Source organism: Ensifer sp. PDNC004, assembly GCF_016919405.1.
Lineage (GTDB): Bacteria > Pseudomonadota > Alphaproteobacteria > Rhizobiales > Rhizobiaceae > Ensifer.
Genome location: NZ_CP070353.1, coordinates 1943871 through 1963496, shown reverse-complemented (window position 1 = coordinate 1963496; position 19626 = coordinate 1943871). Strand labels below are relative to the sequence as shown.

18 protein-coding genes are annotated in these 19626 nt (G+C 63.7%); 9 read left to right on the top strand and 9 right to left on the bottom strand.

Annotated features, from left to right (window positions below):
* Positions 1–136 precede the first annotated feature (136 nt).
* From JVX98_RS17870 to JVX98_RS17850, 5 genes are read right to left on the bottom strand one after another with little or no spacing between them, the layout of a single operon-like run.
* The gene (locus JVX98_RS17870; protein ID WP_205239350.1) at positions 137–1327 is read right to left on the bottom strand and encodes a thiolase family protein; all 1191 of its coding nucleotides are present in this window, start codon (positions 1325–1327) and stop codon (positions 137–139) included.
* Entirely contained in the window at positions 1305–2807 is a 1503-nt protein-coding gene (locus JVX98_RS17865) for a class I adenylate-forming enzyme family protein (protein ID WP_205239349.1), read from the bottom strand. The genes JVX98_RS17870 and JVX98_RS17865 overlap by 23 nt, the downstream gene beginning before the upstream one ends.
* 4 nt (positions 2808–2811) lie before the next feature.
* Complete coding sequence (locus JVX98_RS17860; protein ID WP_205239348.1) at positions 2812–3375, bottom strand: biotin transporter BioY; 564 nt, start codon at positions 3373–3375, stop codon at positions 2812–2814.
* A 36-nt stretch (positions 3376–3411) separates the two neighbouring features.
* On the bottom strand, positions 3412–4017 hold the full coding sequence (locus JVX98_RS17855; RefSeq protein WP_205239347.1) for an energy-coupling factor transporter transmembrane protein EcfT: 606 nt from the start codon (positions 4015–4017) through the stop codon (positions 3412–3414).
* The gene (locus tag JVX98_RS17850; RefSeq protein ID WP_192447595.1) at positions 4011–4691 is read right to left on the bottom strand and encodes an energy-coupling factor ABC transporter ATP-binding protein; all 681 of its coding nucleotides are present in this window, start codon (positions 4689–4691) and stop codon (positions 4011–4013) included. The genes JVX98_RS17855 and JVX98_RS17850 overlap by 7 nt, the downstream gene beginning before the upstream one ends.
* Before the next feature lie 132 nt (positions 4692–4823).
* On the opposite strand from JVX98_RS17850, the gene JVX98_RS17845 reads away from it, so the two are divergent.
* The 3 genes from JVX98_RS17845 (at position 4824) to JVX98_RS17835 (ending at position 8232) form a co-directional block, all read left to right on the top strand.
* Complete coding sequence (locus tag JVX98_RS17845) at positions 4824–6020, top strand: winged helix-turn-helix domain-containing protein (protein ID WP_192447594.1); 1197 nt, start codon at positions 4824–4826, stop codon at positions 6018–6020.
* A 136-nt stretch (positions 6021–6156) separates the two neighbouring features.
* Positions 6157–7572 (top strand): metalloprotease TldD, encoded by a 1416-nt coding sequence (gene tldD / locus JVX98_RS17840; protein WP_205239346.1) that lies wholly within the window; start codon positions 6157–6159, stop codon positions 7570–7572.
* Between the two features lie 6 nt (positions 7573–7578).
* Entirely contained in the window at positions 7579–8232 is a 654-nt protein-coding gene (locus JVX98_RS17835; protein WP_205239345.1) for a hypothetical protein, read from the top strand.
* Between the two features lie 21 nt (positions 8233–8253).
* Here JVX98_RS17835 and JVX98_RS17830 read toward each other — a convergent pair whose 3' ends face one another.
* On the bottom strand, positions 8254–9531 hold the full coding sequence (locus tag JVX98_RS17830) for a D-alanyl-D-alanine carboxypeptidase family protein (RefSeq protein WP_082006094.1): 1278 nt from the start codon (positions 9529–9531) through the stop codon (positions 8254–8256).
* A 135-nt stretch (positions 9532–9666) separates the two neighbouring features.
* On the opposite strand from JVX98_RS17830, the gene JVX98_RS17825 reads away from it, so the two are divergent.
* Entirely contained in the window at positions 9667–10809 is a 1143-nt protein-coding gene (locus JVX98_RS17825; protein WP_205239344.1) for a polysaccharide deacetylase family protein, read from the top strand.
* A 33-nt stretch (positions 10810–10842) separates the two neighbouring features.
* Here JVX98_RS17825 and JVX98_RS17820 read toward each other — a convergent pair whose 3' ends face one another.
* Both JVX98_RS17820 and pdxH read right to left on the bottom strand, forming a co-directional pair.
* Positions 10843–11403, bottom strand: a complete 561-nt coding sequence (locus JVX98_RS17820; protein ID WP_205239343.1) for a GNAT family N-acetyltransferase — start codon at positions 11401–11403, stop codon at positions 10843–10845.
* A gap of 51 nt (positions 11404–11454) precedes the next feature.
* A complete protein-coding gene (pdxH, locus tag JVX98_RS17815) occupies positions 11455–12075 on the bottom strand; it encodes a pyridoxamine 5'-phosphate oxidase (RefSeq protein ID WP_043619841.1) in 621 nt (206 codons plus the stop codon).
* A 141-nt stretch (positions 12076–12216) separates the two neighbouring features.
* Between pdxH and JVX98_RS17810 the strand changes: the two genes are divergently transcribed.
* The 4 genes from JVX98_RS17810 to JVX98_RS17795 all read left to right on the top strand — a co-directional run bounded on the left by JVX98_RS17810 (position 12217) and on the right by JVX98_RS17795 (position 15637).
* Positions 12217–12669: an RT0821/Lpp0805 family surface protein gene (locus JVX98_RS17810; RefSeq protein ID WP_205239342.1), complete on the top strand. Its 453-nt coding sequence runs from the start codon at positions 12217–12219 to the stop codon at positions 12667–12669.
* A 229-nt stretch (positions 12670–12898) separates the two neighbouring features.
* On the top strand, positions 12899–13978 hold the full coding sequence (locus tag JVX98_RS17805; protein ID WP_205239341.1) for a DnaJ C-terminal domain-containing protein: 1080 nt from the start codon (positions 12899–12901) through the stop codon (positions 13976–13978).
* A 208-nt stretch (positions 13979–14186) separates the two neighbouring features.
* Positions 14187–15005, top strand: coding sequence for an enoyl-ACP reductase FabI (gene fabI / locus JVX98_RS17800; protein ID WP_043619845.1), 819 nt, complete (start codon positions 14187–14189; stop codon positions 15003–15005).
* A gap of 47 nt (positions 15006–15052) precedes the next feature.
* Positions 15053–15637, top strand: a complete 585-nt coding sequence (locus JVX98_RS17795) for a histidine phosphatase family protein (RefSeq protein ID WP_192447588.1) — start codon at positions 15053–15055, stop codon at positions 15635–15637.
* A 145-nt stretch (positions 15638–15782) separates the two neighbouring features.
* Here JVX98_RS17795 and JVX98_RS17790 read toward each other — a convergent pair whose 3' ends face one another.
* A complete protein-coding gene (locus JVX98_RS17790) occupies positions 15783–16043 on the bottom strand; it encodes a DUF1344 domain-containing protein (protein WP_043619849.1) in 261 nt (86 codons plus the stop codon).
* Positions 16044–16337: 294 nt separating this feature from the next.
* On the opposite strand from JVX98_RS17790, the gene JVX98_RS17785 reads away from it, so the two are divergent.
* Complete coding sequence (locus JVX98_RS17785) at positions 16338–19517, top strand: EAL domain-containing protein (protein WP_205239340.1); 3180 nt, start codon at positions 16338–16340, stop codon at positions 19515–19517.
* Positions 19518–19626: the final 109 nt, after the last annotated feature.

Sequence of the window (19626 nt, the reverse complement as noted above, 5' to 3'; positions counted from 1 at the left end):
GCGGTTTTCCGTCCGGGATTGCGGACCAAGAAACCAATTCCAGGAAAAGTGCGAAGCGGTTTTCCGTCCGGGATTGCGGACCAAGAAACCAATTCCAGGAAAAGTGCGAAGCGGTTTCCGTCCGGAGTTGCGCCGCTTAAACCGGGTGGACCGAACGAAACAGCGCGATGATGCCCATGCCGCCGCCAACACCCATCATCGCCAGCCCTTCCGTGCCTTCCGGCGATGCCAGCATCTGCGAGAAGAGCCGAACCGTGAGGATCGCCCCGGAGGCGCCATAGGGATGGCCGAGCGCGATGGCGCCGCCGTCGAGATTGACCCTATCCGCGGCGATATCGAGCTGGTCGAGACTGCCGAGCACCTGCGAGGCGAAGGCCTCGTTGAATTCCATGAAGTCGACCTTTGCCGGATCCAGCGTCGGTTGTCGGGCTTTCAGCTTCTGCATCGCCGGAACCGGGCCGAGGCCGAGCAGGTTGGGATCGACGCCCGCTGTCGCGGCATCGACAAATTCGAGCGCGAACGGAATGCCAAGCCGTCGCGCTTCGGCAAGGCTCGTCACCAGGACCACAGCTGCGCCGTCGTTGATCGGGCAGGCATTGCCGGCCGTTACCGTGCCACCCTCGACGAAGACCGGTTTCAGCCTCTGCAGCGTTGCCATCGAGGCATTGGCGCGCGGGCACTCGTCGCGCGACACAGGGCCTGCCACCGTGTCGATCGCCACGATTTCGCGGGAAAACCGGCCGGCAAGATTGGCCTCGACGGCGCGGCGATGGCTTTGAAGCGCAAAGGCGTCCTGCCGTTCACGAGAGATCCCGCAGGCGGTCGCGACGTTTTCGGCGGCCATGCCCATGTCCGGGTCGCCGATCTCGTCCGGGGCCATGCGGGCACGCTTGACCGGCGCGAGCTCGCCGCCGCGCTCCAGCGGCGGCCTCAGGCGGATATGCGCGCGGCTGGCGCTCTCGGTGCCGCCGGCCAGATAGAACCGACCGGCACCCGCCTGGATCATCCGAGCCGCAAGGGTAATCGCCTCCAGCCCGGAACCGCATTGGCGGTCGACGGTGACGCCCGGTGTCGAGACCGGCAGACCGGCTTCGAGAGCGGCGAGCCGGGCGAGATTGCCGGCGCTGTTGGCGGCATTGCCGAGAATGACGTCGTCGATCTCGCTCGTCCTTGCACCGGTATCGCGGAGAATGCGGGAAATCAGCGGTGCCGCCAGTTGCGACGGTTCGATATCGCGAAGCGTGCCGTTGACGCGGCCGATAGGCGTGCGGAGCGCGGCGATGATGACAGGTATGCGTGCCGGGTCATTCGATGAGGTCGAGGGCATCGTTTCCATCCGCGATCCATTGCCTGAGCGTGCCTACCGCTACCTTGCCCGACTGCGTCATCGGCATATTCAGGCAGAGCCAGATGCGACGTGGATGCTTGTAGCGCGGCAGCTGGGCGGCGAGATGACGATCAAGCGCCTCCCGATCGAACATACCACCTTCCGGCTCAATGACGGCGACCAGTTCGCTGCCGAGATCCGGGTGATCGAGGCCAAGCGCGAGTGCCGAGTGAACGCCGGCATCGGCGACGAGGACCGCTTCCACTTCCTGCGGGTAGATGTTGTTGCCGCCCGAAAGCACCATGCCACCAGCGCGGCCGAGAAGATGCAGGGAGCCGCATTCATCGAGGAAGCCGACATCGCCGACCGTCGCCAGCGACCCAAGGCGACGGAACCCGGCGCCGTCGGCGCCGCCGACATAACCGTCGGAGATGAGGGCGCTGTCGACGAAGATCGTGCCCGTCTCACCGGTCGGCAGCTCGTCCCCCTTGTCGTCGCGAATGCTGAGCGTGACGCCGGGAAAGGCGCGGCCGACGGCGGTGGCCGAAGCGGTGTCGCCCTTGGTCGCAACGCTGATGAAGCCCAGTTCAGAGGCGCCGTAGTATTCGATGATATCGGCTTGCGGAAATGCGAGCGCCGCGGTTTCGCGATCGTTTTCGGTCAGCTTGGCGCCGGCGACGGTGATCTGTTTGACCGACCTTTGCGGCCGGCCGGCGGCTGCCGCGCAGAGCCGCCGCAGCACCGTCGGCACCAGCGCCAGTCGCTGGACCGCTTTCGCCTCGATAACGGACATTGCCCGGGATGCCTCGAAATGTGTGGCCCCGATGAATTCGGCGCCGGCGACGAGGGTTTCTGCAAGCGCATAAAGCGTCAGCCCGTGCGCGAGCGGACCGGGGGCAAAGGTGCGGGTGGCGCGGCCGATGCCGAAGAAGGGCTCGCCTGTGGCCAAGCTTCTGCGCCACGAGCCGCGATCGCGGATGATGGCTTTCGGCGTGCCCGTCGTGCCCGAGGTGAAGACGATGAGGAACGGCTCGCTGTCTTCGCCGACTGCGAGCAGCTTTCGCTCGTTGCCATCGGTCTCGCGGAAGGTTCGCGTTTTGCCGCTTGCGGGCGCATGGAGCGAGAGGTTGGCGCCATCGGCCCTGACAATGAGATCGGGCGAAAGGCGATCGTGCATCGTCTGGCGCGTCGCCTCCGGCAGATGCGGATCGATCAGCGCGACGCAGTTGCCGCCGCTGGTGGCGGCAAGGAAGGCAGCGGCGAAGAGCGGATGATTGCCCGTCTCCAGTGCGATCAGGCGAGAGCGGTCGCCGAGCACGCTGCGTCGTTCGGCAATCCCAACCAAGTCTCCGAAACGTTCGGTAAGTGCGCCGGCGATGCGTGTGAGGTCACCAAAAGTGAAAACCCGGCCCTCGATTTGGAAGGCCGGGGCATGCGGATGGTCTTCCGCGTGGCGATGGATCGCGGCGGCAAACGGCATTGGTTCAGGCGCGGGCCGGCAGCAGCGGATAGCCGGCGTAGACGGCGCGTGCGGCAAGCGTCGCGATCGCAGCCTTCAACAGGTCACCCGGAATGAAGGCGAGCGAGCCGGCAGCAACGGTCATGAGCGGGGTGCCGGTGACGGCGGAAACCCAGGGCATGCCGATCGCGTAGAGCACAACGATACCGCCGAGGACGGAGGCAAGGAAGAAACCGACGAACTGGCGCGTTTCTGCCTGGCCTTCACGCACGGCGCGCTCGGCGATCAGGCCGGTGACGAAGGTGGCGATAACCCAGCCGATGATGAAGCCGCCCGACGGGCCGGCAAAGACTGCAAGGCCGCCGCGGCCGCCCGAAAGCACCGGCAGGCCAATGGCGACCAGCAGCAGGAACAGCAGGAAGGCGAGCGCGCCGCGCTTGGCGCCGAGGATGCAGCCGGCCAGCATGACGCCCATGGACTGCGCGGTGATCGGGACCGGAATGAAGCCGAGCGTGATCGGCGGGATGAGGCCGAGCACGACGACGATCGCGGCGAAGAGGGCGATGAGCACGAGATCTCTGGTATTCATGTAGTTCCGGTTCCCTGTCTTTTAGAATTCGCGAATTTATTGACGGCGAAATCCGCGCGCGTCAATCGCCGCGGCAATCGTATCGGCATCCTTCAGCGTCAGGATGATGAGCGGCCCGATGATCGTCAACGGCCGGACAGGCAGTCCGCGGGCGCGATGGGCTTCGCGGATCGCCTGATAGCGCGCAAAGATATCGGGAACGAAGCGCAGCACCAGCCCGAGCGCCAGGCTGACATCGGCCGCCTTCAGCCAGCCAAGCCGCTCGAGCGGGCTCAGGAGAATGGTGATCTCGTCCATGAAGGCGCTGATCGTTGTTGTCGCCGTGACGGCGGCAGCGAAAAGAACCAGCGCCATCAGCCGCAAGGCCAAAGTCGCGACCTCGGAAACCGAGAGGTAAAAGAGATTGACAGCCGCCAGAAAGAGGATCGTCAGGAAGACGAAGCCGACGCGCTTCAGCGCTTCCTTGGGCGAGAGACCGACGGAGAGATAGAGAGTGGCGGCAACGACGAAGGCGATCGCCTGAACCGCGAGTGAGGCGCTCAGAAAAAGCCCGATGCTCGACGCCACGAGTGCAATCAGCTTGACCCTGACCGGCAGCCGGTGGAGCAGGCTGTTGCCCTCGATATGCAGGCTCGTCAGCATCCGGCGATCTCGTGATAGTGGCGGATCGCCTCTTGCGGGTTGCCGTCGAAGGCAAGTCGGCCCTCATGGAAGAGCAGCAGCCGTTCGACAGTCTCGACGAGCCCGAGATCATGGGTGATCACCACCGTATCCTCCGGCAGGTCATCGATCGCCGTGGCGACACGGCGCCGGTTCTTCAGGTCGAGCTGGTTCGTCGGCTCGTCAAGGATCAGGATCTTCGGATCGGTAACGACGACGCTCGCCATGGCGACGAGCTGTGTTTCTCCGCCCGAAAGCTCATGCACGCGCCGCCTTGCCAGGTGTTCTATGCCGAAGCGCGAAAGTGCCGCCTGCATCCGGCGATCGATCTCGTCGCGCGAAAACCCACGGTTCTTCAGCCCGAAGGCGATGTCCTCGGCAACAACAGGCATGATCAGCTGGTTGTGCGGATTCTGGAAGATGAAGCCGGCTTCGGAAAGCACGGCGCGATCGTCTTTGACCGTGTCGAGCCCGTTGACCGTGACGCCGCCGGAGGAGGGCTTCACCAGGCCGTTGATCAGGCGCGCGAAGGTCGTCTTGCCGGAGCCGTTGAGGCCGATAATGCCGATGCGTTTTTCGTTGAGCGTGAGCGTCAGGGGGTGCAAAGCCACCCGCTCGCCGAAGCGGACCGCGCAATCGGTAAAGCGGATGTCCATTCCGTTCCTCGCTGTCTCCGGCCCGCGCCGTTTTCGGGTTGCTCTATAGGCCAAGTGCGACAACAAGGGCAATGCGGTCCAGGGATCGATGCTCTATTTGAATTATGGGAATATAAGCCTATTCTCCTCGCCATGACGATTCGCCTTTCCAACAGCGACGCCCGTCGCATCTTCCTCGCCAAGCAGGGCCTTTCAGGCGCGCCCAACCGCGCGCTCGGCAAGGAGGGCCTGCTGAAGCTCATCCACGACATCGGCTTCGTGCAGGTCGACAGCATCGCCACGGTGGAGCGTGCTCACCACCAGATCCTGTTTTCCCGCAACCAGACCTATCGTCGGGAACATCTGACGGCGCTTCTGGAGGACGATCGCGACCTCTTCGAGCATTGGACCCACGATGCCTCGATCATTCCCAGCAGCTTCTTCCGCTATTGGAAGCATCGCTTCAAGTGGGAAGGCGAGACGATCGTCGAGCGCTGGAAGGCGTGGCGAGGCGAGGGTTTCGAGAAAGGCTGCGACGACACCTATCAGCGGATTGCCGAAGGCGGCCCGGTGCTTGCCCGCGATCTGAAGGAAGCCGAGCACCAATCCGGTGGCTGGTGGAACTGGCATCCGTCGAAGACGGCGCTGGAAGTGCTGTGGCGCACAGGCAAGCTTGCGATCGCGCGGCGCGAGAATTTCCAGAAGGTCTACGATCTCACGGAAAGAGTGATCCCGCCGCACCACAACGAGGGTGACGTCAGCCATCCGGAATTCATCGACTGGGCCTGCCGCAGCGCGTTGGAGCGTCTCGGCTTTGCCACCCATGGCGAGATCGCCGCCTTTTGGGATCTGGTATCGCCCGAGGAGGCGAAGACCTGGGTGGCCGAACATCGCGACGAACTCGTGGAAGTGCAGATCGAAGCGATCGATGGCGGACGTCCGCGTGTCTCCTACGCCTTCGCCGGGTTTCCGGAAGCACTCGGGGATATCCCCGAGCCGCCCGGCCGGGTGCGCGTGCTCAGCCCCTTTGACCCCCTCTTGCGCGATCGCAATCGCACGGAACGGCTCTTCGGCTTCTTCTATCGCATCGAGATCTTCGTCCCCGAAGCCAAGCGCGAATATGGCTATTACGTCTTCCCGTTGATCGAGGGCGACCGGCTGATCGGCCGCATCGACATGAAGGCGGACCGCAAGCGCGGCAGCCTCGATGTCCGCAGGCTCTGGCTCGAAAAGGGCGTTCGCGCCTCGGCCGGACGCCTGGAGCGCATCGATGCCGAGCTCGATCGGGTTGCCCGCTTCGCTGGCGTCGAGCGCGTGGAACGGCTCGATGGCTGGAACGCGTCGCTATAGCGACCTAAACCGCCGCATGTTTGCGTCGATCGGTGCGGATCAGGGAAACATGCAGTTGGTGATATTTTCCTTGGCTTGAACCCGCCGCCTTCCTAAATGGAGGCGATAGAAATTCCTGACGCGGGAGCGTGCCACTATGAACACCGATCTGATGAGCCTCTTCGATGCCGACGAGGCAACGGTCCGCAAGGTTCTCTCGGAAACGCTCGCCGGTGCCGACGACGGCGAACTGTTCCTCGAACATGCCCAGGCAGAGGTGCTGTCCTTCGACAATGGCCGGCTCAAGGGCGGCAGCTTCAACACCGACCAGGGCTTCGGCCTTCGCGCCGTTGCCGGCGAAGCGGTCGGTTATGCCCATTCCGGCGAGCTTTCCCTGTCGGCACTGCGCCGCGCCTCCGACGCGGTGGCGCAGGTGACGCGCGGCTATGCCGGCTCCTACGCCGCAGCCCCGCAGCGCACCAACAAGAAGCTTTATGGCGACGAAAACCCGATCGGCGCGCCCAGCTTCGAGGCGAAGGTCGCGCTGCTTCAGGAAATCGACGCCTATCTGCGCGCCAAGGACCCCAAGGTCCGCCAGGTGACGGCGACCATCGCGGCAAGCTGGCAGGTCGTCGATATCCTGCGCGCCGACGGTCATCGTGTCCACGATGTCAGGCCGATGACGCGCATCAACATCTCCGTCGTGACCGGCGATGGCGACCGCCAGGAAAGCGGCTCCTTCGGCACCGGCGGGCGTCGCGGCTTCGGCGATTTCGTCACCGAGGAAAATTGGAAGATGGGCGCCGACGAGGCGCTGCGCCAGGCGCTCGTCAATCTCGAAGCGATCGACGCGCCGGCCGGCACTATGGATGTGGTGCTTGCCTCCGGCTGGCCGGGCGTCATGCTTCACGAGGCCGTCGGCCATGGTCTTGAAGGCGACTTCAACCGCAAGAAGACTTCGGCGTTTGCCGGCCTTCTGGGCGAGCAGGTGGCTGCCAAGGGCGTCACCGTCGTCGACGACGGCACGATCGAGGCGCGCCGCGGCTCGATCTCGATCGACGACGAGGGCACGCCGTCCGGCTACAACGTGCTGATCGAGGACGGCAAGCTCGTCGGCTACATGCAGGACCGGCAGAACGCCCGGCTGATGCGCATGCAACCCACCGGCAACGGCCGTCGCCAGGGTTATGCCCATGTGCCGATGCCGCGCATGACCAATACCTACATGCTCTCGGGCGACAGGACGCCGGAGGAAATCATCGCCTCGGTGAAGAAGGGCATCTATGCCGTCTCCTTCGGCGGCGGCCAGGTGGACATCACGTCAGGCAAGTTCGTCTTCGGCTGCACTGAGGCCTACCTGATCGAAAACGGCAAGATCGGCGCGCCGGTCAAGGGCGCCATGCTGATCGGCAACGGTCCGGACGCGATGAAGCGGGTGACCATGGTCGGCAACGACACCAAGCTCGATACCGGCATCGGCAATTGCGGCAAGGCCGGCCAATGGGTGCCGGTCGGCGTCGGCCAGCCGCATCTGCGCATGGACCAGATCACGGTGGGCGGCACGCAGGCGTAAGTTCCGGTGGCGGTCTTCGTGCTTTCGTTCCTGTCGCCGGAGACCGCCACGCCCAGCCACGAACTGCGGTTCGATGGCGATCCGGGAGACATCGCGCGTGCCCTGGACCTGGACGGCGGCGCCATTGCCGACCATGCCTGTTACCTGCTTGACCGCAAGGATCTGACTGCGCTTGCCTCGGCGCTCGGGTTTGCCTTGCCGGATACGGGGGAGGAGGCCCTGCTTCGCCGGCCGCACCGGATCGATACGACGCCATACCTCGTCCATACCGGCTACGAACTTCCGCTGATGCTGGAAGGGCGCAAGCCCTTTGCCTATTTCGACGACGATCCGGCGTCACCTTGGCTCGAGGAAACCAAGGCGCTCTTTGCCCCGTATGTCGCCGCCGGAGTGCTGGTGCTGGACACGTTCGAGCTGGCAAAGATGTGCCCGACGACCACGGGAAGCGAGAAAGAGGAGCGGGTCCGTTATCTCGCCTTTGCGCTGCCGGGCGAGACCTGGCGCTTCGAGCGGTTCAGGACGCGCTGCGACCAGCTCTTCTACAATTGGCGTCCATGGACGGATGAAGATGAGCGCGAGGAGGGGCGGCTTCTCGGCTACAGCGAAGAGCAGTGCGACTGGTGGATGGCCAATCGCGCCCACAGAGCCGCAAGCGCGTGAAGCTGCGGCGAACCGCTGCCGTCAGCCGCGCGACGGCAGCATCATGCAGTCGTAGGAGCGCTGCTTGAGCGCGTCACAGGCGGCCGCGGCCGCATCCTTGCTCGAAAAGCCGACGAAGCGGGCGCGGTAGATCGCCTTGGCACCCTTACCGACGGCTTCCGTATAGGGCGTGGCGCCTGCGAGCGGCGCACCGGCCTCCGAGCGCGCCTGCGCCAGCAGCATGCGCGCAGCCTCGGCCGAAGGTGCGGCCGAAATCTGGATCTGCCAGCCGCCTGATGCAGCCGGAACCGCAGCGGTCGTTTCGATCTCGGCAACCTCGGTCGGGCGTTCCGCGGGGATCGCGGTCGTCGACGTTGCCGCAATCAGGGCAGCAACCGAATCCTGCTTGGCCCGCTGCGGTGCGGCATAGGGCATCGGAACCTCGGATGTTGCGACCGCGGCCACTTCGACGGGGGCTTCTACCGTCTTGCCGCCGCGCGTCGACGCCACGAGCTGCCGTCCACCCTTGGCCGCCTTGCCAACGTGACGATCGAGAAGGGCCGCCATCTTGGCGTCGCGGCTGCGCGCCGTCTTGCCGCCGAGCACGACGCCGACCACCCGGCGATTGCCGTCCTTGACGGCGCTGACCAGGTTGAAGCCGGAGGCGTTGGTGTAGCCGGTCTTGATGCCGTCCATGCCGTCGTAGCGATACATCAGGTTGTTGTGACCCCGCACCTTGCGGCCGCGGAAGTTGAAGCTCTCGGTCGCAAACAGCCGGTACTCCCTGGGGAAGTCGCGCATCAGCGCCACGGCAAGCGTCGACATTTCACGCGCAGTCGTCACCTGCTTGCTGGCCGGCAGGCCGGAAGCATTGATGAAGATGGTCTTGCTCATGCCAAGCTGCCGCGCCTTGGCGGTCATCATCCGGGCGAAATTCGCCTCGGAGCCGCCGAGCTTCTCGGCCATGGCGGCCGCCGCATCGTTGCCCGAGCGCACGATCATGCCGAGGACCGCCTCGCGCACCGTGATCGTCATGCCGGACTTGAGGCCGAGACGCATCGGCGGCTTGGCGGCCGCCGCCTTCGAAACCTTGATCTTGCTGTCCCAGGAAAGCTTGCCGCTCTTCAGCGCCTCGAAGGCCATGTAGACCGTCATCATCTTGGTCAAGGAGGCCGGATGGTTGAGGACATCGGCGTTTTCGGACGAGAGGACCTTACCGGTGCGCGCATCCAGAACCAGCGAGGCGCTTCCGGCGACGGCGGTCGCCGTCCCGAGCGCCAGTGCGAAGGTCGCCAGCAGGAGGCAGCGCAGAGTTTTCATGTCGATCCCCGTCGAAAGGCGCCCGCGGTCAGGCGCAAAGCTGTTTCGTTTTGTGACAAGATCCGTGTCTTTGCTGCAACTTTAGGGCGGAATGTGGCAAGCCGACCTTGTTTTCGGGGTTGTGGTAAATGGCCGATGAACGCTCTCCCCGTTCAACAAGGTTTAACGCCCTCGCCGTTAACTTTCCAGGCTTGCAGGCCGTGCGGGGAGCGCTTGGGCCAGATTTTGGGGGCGACCATCAAGGGCATCATCAGGACAATTGTTCGCCGCGCCGCAATTGCCGGCGGGCTGGAAGTCGCCGGGGGCCTGAGCCGCGCCGGGCTGATGGCCGGCGCGCGCGGGCAGGGGGCGGTCTTTACGCTGCACCATGTCCGGCCGAAGCTTGCCCGTGCCTTCGATCCCAACGCCCATCTGGAGATCACGCCGGAATTTCTCGATGTCGCGCTGCGGACGCTGAAGCGCGGCGGCTATCGCTTTGTCCCGCTCGAACACTTGCCGCAGGCCTTGGCCGCCAAGGGCGAACCGGTGGCCTGCTTTACCCTCGACGACGGTTACAGCAACAATCTCGAGCACGCGTTGCCGGTCTTCGAGCGCCACCAGGCGCCGTTCACGGTGTTCGTTGCCGGCGGTTTCGTCGACCGCACCCATACGCTTTGGTGGGAAACGCTCGCCGATATGCTCGAAACGAACGAGACGCTACACTTTGACTTCGGCGGCGGTGTAGAAACACTGCAGGCGTCGACAACGGCCGAAAGACAGGCCGTTTTCAATCGTATCGCGGCGTTCATTCACGGCCATAACGAGGCAACGGCGATCGCTTCCTTGAACGCTGCCGCTCGTGACCGCGGCATCGATCCCCTGGCGATCACCGAAAAGCTGACACTGGACGAGGCCGGGTTACGGCGCCTGATCGAAAGTCCTCTGGCGAGCCTCGGCGCCCACACGATCAGCCACCGCGCGATCGCGCGCCTGTCGGATGCCGAGGCGAAGCGAGAGATCGAGGGATCGCTGCGGCGCGTCGAGGCGATTACCGGTCGGCGACCCCAGACCTTTGCCTATCCCTATGGCGACGCGCCGGCGGTATCCGTACGCGACCATCGCATCGTCGCCGATCTGGGTCTTACCTTGGCCGTCACCACCCAACCCGGAACGCTCACGGTGCGGACGCAATCCAGCCCTTATGCGCTGCCGCGCATTTCGCTGAACGGCCATTTCCAGCGCGCCCGCTATGTCTCGGCGCTGGCATCCGGCATCCCTTTCCGCCTGGCGGCCGGGTAGAAAAAGCGAGTTGGAAAGCCGAGCGCTTCGGCGTCAATTGAAGGCAAAAGCCATGAGAATGCTGTCCTGGTAAACGCCGTCGTGTTTCCAGTCGCTGATGCGGCGGCCTTCGATTTGGAAGCCGAACTGCGCATAAAGCGCCCGGGCCGCAACATTGTCATGAAGAACGGAGAGCTCGATGCGTTCCAGCCCCCGTTCGCGGGCGCGCTGCATCGCCAGTCGCAGAAGCCGGCCGCCGATTCCCTTGCCGCGATATGTGGCGAGGAGCCCCATGCCCAAGGTGCCGACATGCGCGCGAACGGGCGAAGCATCCAGCCGGATATCGCACCAGCCGACGACGTGATCGTCGACCGCAACGATCTGGGGCGCCCGGGCGCGATACAGGTCGGTCATGTATGCGGCAAAGCCGTCGAAGGGTGGAGCGCTCAGCCGTGAAAGCCAGCGGCCTTCCTGGGCGACCTCGTCAAGGCAGCGGTGACAGCCGGCGACATCGTCGAGCGTCGCGTCACGAACATCGATCGTCATCAAAAGGCACTCGATGAAAACGCCCGGCTCAAGCCGGGCAAAGGATAATATCCGCTCGGCCACCTGCATGGCCGGGCGTCGTCATTGCATCTGGCGTCTCTCTTGAAAGAGACAGGCAGGCTACGGGTACATACGTACCTTTTCCCAGCCGCCTTCGGGCGTTTCGCGGCGAAACTCCATCCGGTCATGCAGCCGGAACGGGCGGTCGTGCCAGAATTCGATCGACGTCGGGCGGATGCGGAAGCCCGACCAGTAGCTCGGGCGCGGGATTTCGCCGAGGGCGTGGCGTGCGGTGTATTCGGCGACGGCCTTCTCCAGCGCGAAGCGGCCTTCGAGCGGTCGCGACTGCTTCGAGGCCCAGGCGCCGATGCGGCTGCCGCGCGGCCGGCTCTTGAAGTATTCGTCCGCCTCTTCGTCGGTGACGATCTCGACCGGGCCGCGCACGCGCACCTGCCGACGGAGCGATTTCCAGTGAAAGCACATCGCCGCCTTGCGGGCGCCGAGGATCTCCTCACCCTTCTGGCTTTCGAAATTCGTGTAGAAAACGAAGCCGCGTTCGTCGAAGCCCTTGAGCAGAACCATGCGGACATTCGGCAGCCCGTCGGCATCGACGGTCGCGAGCGCGACCGCGTTCGGGTCGTTGATCTCGCTGCCTTCCGCGTCCTTCAGCCATGTGCCAAACAGGGAAAAGGGTTCATTTGATTCGGTGAAGTCACCGCTTGTTAACTCATTCGCCGCCATTATTGCGTTCCAATGCCGTGATGTCTGGCGCGGAAATGCTTCGGGATGAGCCCGACCTGTGTTTCCGCATCGAAAATGTCGGAGCCTGTATGTTGACCTTGTCGAGAAACGTGCGGCTCCAGCGAGTCTGACAGGATTGCCGTGCAAGACATAGCAAAGTGGATCGACGCCAAGAAGGGGTATTCCTTCGCCTTGCTACGTAGCGCGGCAGTTTGCCTGCCGGTCCTGGCGCTGTCCGGCTGCATGGGGGCTGGCCTCGACCTTTTCGGCAGCGGTGTCGACCGCACGGTTTCGACGGGCACCGTTCCCGTCGCCAAGACCTCCGATGGCCTTTCCGACGCTGTGATGGTTCGCAATGCCGTGACGTCGGCCGAGCTCAACAGCGGCGCCATCAACCCTATTCCCTGGGCCAATGCGACCTCCGGCAGCGCCGGCGTCATCAGCAGCATCCAGGAAGACCGCGCCAGCGGCATGCTCTGCCGCCGCTTCACGACGACGCGTCATTCTTACGAGGGCATCGCCAAGTTCGACGGCAGCACCTGCCAGGGCGGCGACGGCGCCTGGTATCTGACGAGCTTCGGCCCGCGCGCCTGAGCGGCGCCCGACCCAAGTCGTTGAAATCGGTGGTTAACCACGTTTCGGCAAATGCGCGCATGACGGCCCACGATGCCGTCCCAATGCCCGCATGAGGACCCGTGGCTAACCACTATTTAGCAACTTCTCCTGATCATCGGCATTCAACGGACGGGCGACGATGGCGCCCGCAATCGGGGCAAAGGCGGGCGTCAGGGAGCGGCCGCCGATCAGAGAAGATGGTAAAACCATGCGTGATCCCTATGTGATCCTCGGGGTACGGCGCAACGCCGGGCAGGATGAAATCAAGGCCGCCTGGCGTTCGCTGGCAAAGGCCGTGCATCCGGACCACAACCAGGACGATCCCAACGCCGCCGAGCGTTTTGCCGAGGCCGGCAAGGCCTACGAGTTGTTGCGCGACCCGAAGCTCAGAAGCCGCTACGATTATGCGCGCCGCGAGGCCGAACTTCGTCGCATGGAGGCGATGAAGGCGAAGATGCGGCCTCAGGAAGAGGCGCCGGTCGACGCCGAGACCGCCGAGGACGCCATTTCACAGATTTTCGGTGCGGAGACCCGCACCAAGTCGGCCCGGCCCTCGCCAAAGCCGACGCCGAAACCGGCACCCAAGCCCGCTGCGGCGGCGAAGGAGCCGGAGCGTCCGGCCCAGGCTTTTGAAAGCAAGCCGGAACCAACGCCCGAGCCCCAGCAGGAAAGCGTGCTCAGGACCGAGGCGCCGCTGATGCAGCGCGCAGCCGCACCAGCGGCGGAACTTGTGGCGGCGATCGTCCGGCGCATCCGGGGGCGCGCGGCAAAGACGGCCGAGAAGGTACCTGATCTTCCCGTCGATCTCGCTGTCAGCATCGACGACCTGATCAGCCGCCAGCGCCTCTCCGTCGAGCTTCCTGACGGCGAAAGCCTGAAGGTGCAGATCCCACCGGGCGCCGTCGACGGTCAGAGCATTCGTCTGGCGGAGCAGGGCTATCGGGTGACCGGGATGACCCGGGGCGACGTCGTCGTCACGCTCAGGGTCGATCAGGGCGGGACGTTCCGTACCCGCGGGCTCGATCTGATGACCACCTTGCCGGTCGACCTGCAGGGCGCTGTGCTCGGTTGCGAACAGGTGCTCGAAACTCCAGTCGGGCAGGTTACCGTGGTCGTTCCGGCCTGGTCCGGCTCGGACAAGGTCATCCGTCTTGCGGGCAGGGGGATGCCCGGCGCTTACGGTACGCATGGCGACCTGCTGGTCGAATTGAGACTGGTTCTGCCCGAAGCGCCCGACGACAAGATCACCGATTTGATGAAGTCGCAACGCGACGGCCTCTATCTGTGACAGGCCATTTGTGACAGTTCGCTGACACACTGACCCAATATTACGGGGACTAACAGTTCCTGATCTCAGCCGCGCTTGAACCACCCTTGCGGCTATGCCATAGGCAATTCTCGACATTTTGCCGCACCCGTTCTCGTGGGGCGTCTTTGACATTTTTGATCTTTGGCACCGGCGCCCGCCGATGCTGGAATAGTATTGGGGACTTACCATGGCTCAGGCATCCGGTCTGATGAAGGGCAAGCGCGGCGTCATCATGGGCGTTGCAAACAACCGTTCCATCGCATGGGGCATTGCCAAGGCCATCCACGCGCAGGGTGGTGAGGTTGCGTTGACCTATCAGGGCGACGCTCTGAAGAAGCGCGTCGAGCCGCTGCTTGCGGAAATCGACGGCTTCATGGCCGGCCATTGCGACGTCAGCGACGAAGCCTCCATCGATGCCGTCTTCGATACGCTCGAGAAGCAGTGGGGCAAGATCGATTTCGTGGTGCACGCGATCGGCTTCTCCGACAAGGACGAACTGACTGGCCGCTACGTCGATACCTCGGCCGACAACTTCGCCAAGACGATGCAGATCTCGGTCTACTCCTTCACCTCGGTTGCTCGTCGCGCTGAAAAGCTGATGACGGACGGCGGCTCGATGCTGACGCTGACCTATTACGGCGCCGAGAAGGTCATGCCGAACTACAACGTCATGGGTGTCGCCAAGGCTGCTCTCGAAGCAAGCGTCAAGTACCTCGCTGTCGACCTCGGCCCGAAGAACATCCGCGTCAACGCGATTTCCGCCGGCCCGATCAAGACGCTGGCTGCCTCCGGCATCGGCGACTTCCGCTATATCCTCAAGTGGAACGAGTACAACGCGCCGCTGCGCCGTACCGTCACCATCGAGGAAGTCGGCGACGTCGGCCTCTATATGCTTTCGGACCTGTCGCGCTCGGTCACCGGTGAAGTGCACCACGCCGACAGCGGCTACCATGTCGTCGGCATGAAGGCAGTGGACGCGCCCGATATCTCCGTGATCAAGGACTGACCGAACCGCAAAGTCGGATTCGGCAGCCTGCTGCCCGGAGACATGTTGTGCTGATCTATGTGATCCGTCACGGACAGACCGACTGGAACGCCGAAAGCCGGCTCCAGGGGCAAAAGGATATCCCTCTCAATGACTTCGGTCGCCAGCAGGCGACCGGCAACGGCGTGGCGCTTGGGGGCATCCTCGGCGCCGACGCCCGGCATTTCGACTTCGTCGCCAGTCCGCTCGGTCGCACCCGCGAGACCATGGAGCGCGTCCGGCGGGCCATGGGGCTCGATCCGGAGGCCTACCGCACCGACGAGCGGCTCAAGGAAGTCTCCTTCGGCGATTGGGAAGGGCACACGCTGCCCGAACTCAAGCGCTCGGCGCCGCAGCGGATCGCCGAGCGGCGCGCCGTGAAGTGGGACTTCATTCCCCCCGGTGAGGACGCCGAGAGCTACGAAATCCTGTCCTGGCGCATAGCCGCCTGGCTCAGGGACGTGACGAAGCCGACGGTCTGCGTCAGTCATGGCGGCGTCATTCGTGTGCTGTTCAAGCTTTTCGGGGAAATGGAAGCCGAGGAGGCCGCGACCGCGGCGATCCCGCAGGACCGCCTTCTTCGGATCTCCGGCAACGCCATTGGCTGGGTCTGAAGCCTAGGGCGTAGTTTGGCGCGGTGGCGCGCAATGCGCTTCACATGTATGCCCGCGTGCGGGGCATCCGAGAAACCTGTTTCCAGAAATGTGAAAATCGGCTCGTCCGAACCGTGCAGTGGCCGCTAGGAAAGGCCGCGCTTTGTTATTGAACGATTTCGAGGTCGTTGATGACCCGCTTGCCGTCCACTTCCGTGTAGAAGACGAGAACTTTTACGCCGGCCTTCAGGCCTTCGAAATTGAATTCCTCGGGCGCCTGGTAGTTCTTGCCGTCGTCAAGCGACAGGCTCAGCCTATCGGTATCAACACCCGTAATGGTAGCTTCAACGTCGGCGCTTTCGGCCAGGGCGGACAAGGGGGAGAGCAGCCCTGCGGTGGCCATGAGTGCGGCAATAACAAAACGCATTCTTCTTGCCCTCTTCAACGTTTCTGCGAACATTCTCGTCACTCCCTTTGATCCCCGATTGTGGCAAAAATTGCCTTGCGGCGTGGCTTTTGGCCGGACGCCCCGCTTTTTTGATGGTCTATCCGAACTCTGGAGACTGGACGGCGATACCGTATTTTTCAAGCGGGCAGGGGCCGAACTCCGGGTATCGGCGGGGTGGTTTCCCCATGAATTATAGGGTTTGCCAAGGAATTGTGACGAAAGCCAATCTTAAGACTCGCTCGCTACCTTTGGTTGGGGATCGAGGGGAAGAGATTGAAGATCATCGACGTTCTGCGCCAGCGCATTCGGGCCGCCGCCAGATTTGCGAAACCGTCGCTCATTCCGGCGGCGATCGCTGGCCTTGTCGTTTTTACGGGCGGGCATGTCTATGAGCGACAAAATCGCGAGAATTTCCAGAACGACCTTAGCATCGACGTCGAGAACGAACTGAACCTCATTGCCAACCGGCTGCAATCGGAGGTTAATACCAGCATTGCCGCGTTGAACGGTTTTGCCAACAGCATCGGCGTCCATCCGGCCATGACGTCAGACGACTTCACTGTCATGGCGACGAAGCTCCTCCTGCAGAACCCACAGATGGTGCGCGCTTCGGCAGCGCCCGGCGGCGTGGTGCGGATCGCCTTTCCGCGCGAGAGCCAGCAATGGTTCGTCGGCAGCGACTTCAACCGATTCGGCGCGACAAGACACGCCATCGAGCGCGCGTCCTCGACGGTCAGGCCGGTGATGATCGGCCCGATCCGGCTGCCGAGCGGCCGCAATGGTTTCGAACTGTTCCTGCCGGTCTTCTCCAAGATCCAGGGCCGCATGGAGCGTTGGGGCTATGTCGAGGCCATACTCGACGAGAAGGCGCTTTACCGCGCGGCACGCCTGCTCGAGTCGGGCGGCGAAGCGCCGGAGCTGGCCCGGGATCACCGCCACATCGACGTTCATCTGGCGATCCGCGACATTTCCGAGCCGGAGCGCATACAGGATGCGTTCTACGGCGACGACGCTCTCTTTCGCGCCGCGCCGGTCAAGCGTCGGCTGGAGCTCGCCGGCGGCGTGTGGGAGCTTGCGGCCATGCCCGTCGGCGGATGGAAGCAGCTCCCCGAAAACAGCAGCTTCATCCAGATGGCGATCGTTGCCGCCGTCACGGTGGTGGTCATCCCGATCCTCCTGGCCGGCGGCCTCGTCAACGAGCGACAGCGCAACATCGCCAAGCTGAAGGCGCGGGAAGGGGAGGTGATGACGCTGTCTCATCGCCTGAACCTGGCGCTCGACGCGTCGAAGATCGGGATATGGGAGATCGACGTAGAGAGCCAGCAGCGCTCCTGGGACGACCGGATGTTCCATCTGCACGGGCTGGAGGCCCATGTGGAAGAGCCGACATACGACGAGTGGCGCGCGACGGTACATCCCGATGATGTCTGTATTGCCGCCAACGCGCTCTTCCGCAGCCTGGACGATGGCCTGGAATACCGGTCGCAGTACCGTGTCATCCTGACTGACGGGACGATGCGCCATATCCGTAATGTCGGATCCAGCTACCGAGGCGCCGATGGACGCGCAAAGGTCACCGGCATTAGCTGGGATGTCAGCGACGATGTGCTGAGAAATGAGCGGCTGAGCGCGGCCAAGGCGCAGGTCGATCAGCAAAACCATGAGCTCGAGCAGGCGCTGAAGGGGCTCTACGAGCGCGAGCAGGATCTCGAACTGCTTTCGCGCCGGCTCGACCTGGCACTCGATTCCTATCGTTGCGGTATGTGGGAGGCAGATCTCGACAAGAACGTCGCCTATTGGGACGAGCGCATGCACCAGCTTTACGGACTGGTCTACTCCGACGGGGCCACAAACGAAAAAATATGGCTTACCACGCTTCATCCCGATGATCGCGAAGCGGCTCTGGAAGCGGTCAATCGCGCCATTGCCGCCAACGAAACCTATGTCCATCAGGCTCGCGTCGTCCTTTTGTCCGGTGGTGTCCGTCACATCCGCTCCGTCGGCAAGCTGCATGTGGCGCCCGACGGCGCGCGAAAGTTCGTGGGCATGGCGCTCGACGTCACCGACGACGTCGTGATGACCGAGCAGCTGCGTGCGGCAAAGGCGATGGCAGATGCAAAGAATGCTGAGCTGGAGCAGGCGCGTGTGCGCATAGAGCACAATGCGCTTCACGATCCGCTGACCGGGCTCGGCAACCGCCGCATGCTCGACAAGGCGCTGGAGCGCCTGACGTCGTCGCCCGACGGTGATCGGGAAGACATCGCCATCCTTCATATCGACCTCGACAGGTTCAAGCAGATCAACGATACGCTCGGCCATGCCGCCGGCGACGCCATGCTGGTTCATGCCTCCGAGATCCTCAGGGCGAACACCTCGCCCGCCGATATCATCGCGCGCATCGGCGGCGACGAATTCGTGGTGGCCGTGACCGGGGCTGTCGGCGAGGCCGCACTTGCGCCGCGCTGCGACCGCATCATCGCCGCCATGCGGCAGCCGGTCGATTACAACGGCTTTCCCTGCCGCTTCGGTGTCAGCATCGGTGTCGCGGTCGGAGAGGGCCCGGAAATCGACGCGCGCAAGCTGCTGGTCAACGCTGACATCGCGCTCTACCGCGCCAAGGAAGCTGGCCGAAACCGCTACCAGTTCTTCACCGAGACGCTGCAGGCGGAGGTGGTGACCGCCAAACGCATCGCCGATGAAATTCTCGAAGGCATCGAGCGGGACGAATTCGAACCCTGGTACCAGCCACAGTTCGACGCGACCTCGCTTGCGCTTTGCGGCGTGGAGGCGCTGGTGCGTTGGAAACATCCGCGCGAGGGTATCCTGACGCCGGACCGTTTCCTCGGGATCGCCGACGAACTCAACGTCACCGCTGCGCTCGACCGGCTGGTTCTGGAGAAAGCCCTCAAGGACCAGATGCGCTGGGCCGCCGCCGGCGTGCGCGTTCCCAAGATTTCGGTCAACGTCTCGGCAAAGCGGCTTCAAGACGACGATCTGCTGCTTTCGCTTGAAGGACTGAGCATTGCGCCCGGCCAGATCTGTTTCGAGCTGGTGGAATCGATCTTCCTCGATGAGAGCGACGATATCGTCGCGACCAACATCGAGGGTATCAAGCGACTGGGTATCGACATCGAGGTCGACGATTTCGGTACCGGGCACACCTCGATCGTCAGCCTGTTGAAGATCAAGCCGAAGCGGCTGAAGATCGACCGCCAGCTTGTGGTCCCGGTCTTGAGCGCACGCAGCGAACAGGCGCTGGTTCGCTCGATCATCGAGATCGCACGCTCGCTCAACATCGAGACGGTGGCCGAAGGTGTCGAGACGATGGCGCATGCCGAAATGCTCGGCATCCTCGGCTGCGACGTGCTGCAGGGCTACGCCTTCGCGAGGCCCTTGAGCTCCGAGAAGTTTCTCGCCTTCGCGACCGAGCGGGGTCTGCGCCTGGCATCGTGACGGAGGACATCGCGCTGGATTGCAAAAGTCTTTCCCGTCTTCGGCTTTCCACTATAGCGCCGCGCGTCTTTTAAGACGCGCTAAGGCCGCCGTAGCACTCTGAAGCGCT

Excerpts from the sequence above, each read along its gene's own strand:
- JVX98_RS17830 (WP_082006094.1), bottom strand. The coding sequence starts at position 9,531 with ATGAAAACTCTGCGCTGCCTCCTGCTGGCGACCTTCGCACTGGCGCTC.
- tldD (WP_205239346.1), top strand. The coding sequence starts at position 6,157 with ATGAACACCGATCTGATGAGCCTCTTCGATGCCGACGAGGCAACGGTC.
- JVX98_RS17860 (WP_205239348.1), bottom strand. The coding sequence starts at position 3,375 with ATGAATACCAGAGATCTCGTGCTCATCGCCCTCTTCGCCGCGATCGTC.
- JVX98_RS17820 (WP_205239343.1), bottom strand. The coding sequence starts at position 11,403 with ATGCAGGTGGCCGAGCGGATATTATCCTTTGCCCGGCTTGAGCCGGGC.
- JVX98_RS17850 (WP_192447595.1), bottom strand. The coding sequence starts at position 4,691 with ATGGACATCCGCTTTACCGATTGCGCGGTCCGCTTCGGCGAGCGGGTG.
- pdxH (WP_043619841.1), bottom strand. The coding sequence starts at position 12,075 with ATGGCGGCGAATGAGTTAACAAGCGGTGACTTCACCGAATCAAATGAA.
- JVX98_RS17870 (WP_205239350.1), bottom strand. The coding sequence starts at position 1,327 with ATGCCCTCGACCTCATCGAATGACCCGGCACGCATACCTGTCATCATC.
- JVX98_RS17845 (WP_192447594.1), top strand. The coding sequence starts at position 4,824 with ATGACGATTCGCCTTTCCAACAGCGACGCCCGTCGCATCTTCCTCGCC.
- fabI (WP_043619845.1), top strand. The coding sequence starts at position 14,187 with ATGGCTCAGGCATCCGGTCTGATGAAGGGCAAGCGCGGCGTCATCATG.
- JVX98_RS17825 (WP_205239344.1), top strand. The coding sequence starts at position 9,667 with ATGAACGCTCTCCCCGTTCAACAAGGTTTAACGCCCTCGCCGTTAACT.
- JVX98_RS17790 (WP_043619849.1), bottom strand. The coding sequence starts at position 16,043 with ATGCGTTTTGTTATTGCCGCACTCATGGCCACCGCAGGGCTGCTCTCC.
- JVX98_RS17855 (WP_205239347.1), bottom strand. The coding sequence starts at position 4,017 with ATGCTGACGAGCCTGCATATCGAGGGCAACAGCCTGCTCCACCGGCTG.
- JVX98_RS17805 (WP_205239341.1), top strand. The coding sequence starts at position 12,899 with ATGCGTGATCCCTATGTGATCCTCGGGGTACGGCGCAACGCCGGGCAG.
- JVX98_RS17865 (WP_205239349.1), bottom strand. The coding sequence starts at position 2,807 with ATGCCGTTTGCCGCCGCGATCCATCGCCACGCGGAAGACCATCCGCAT.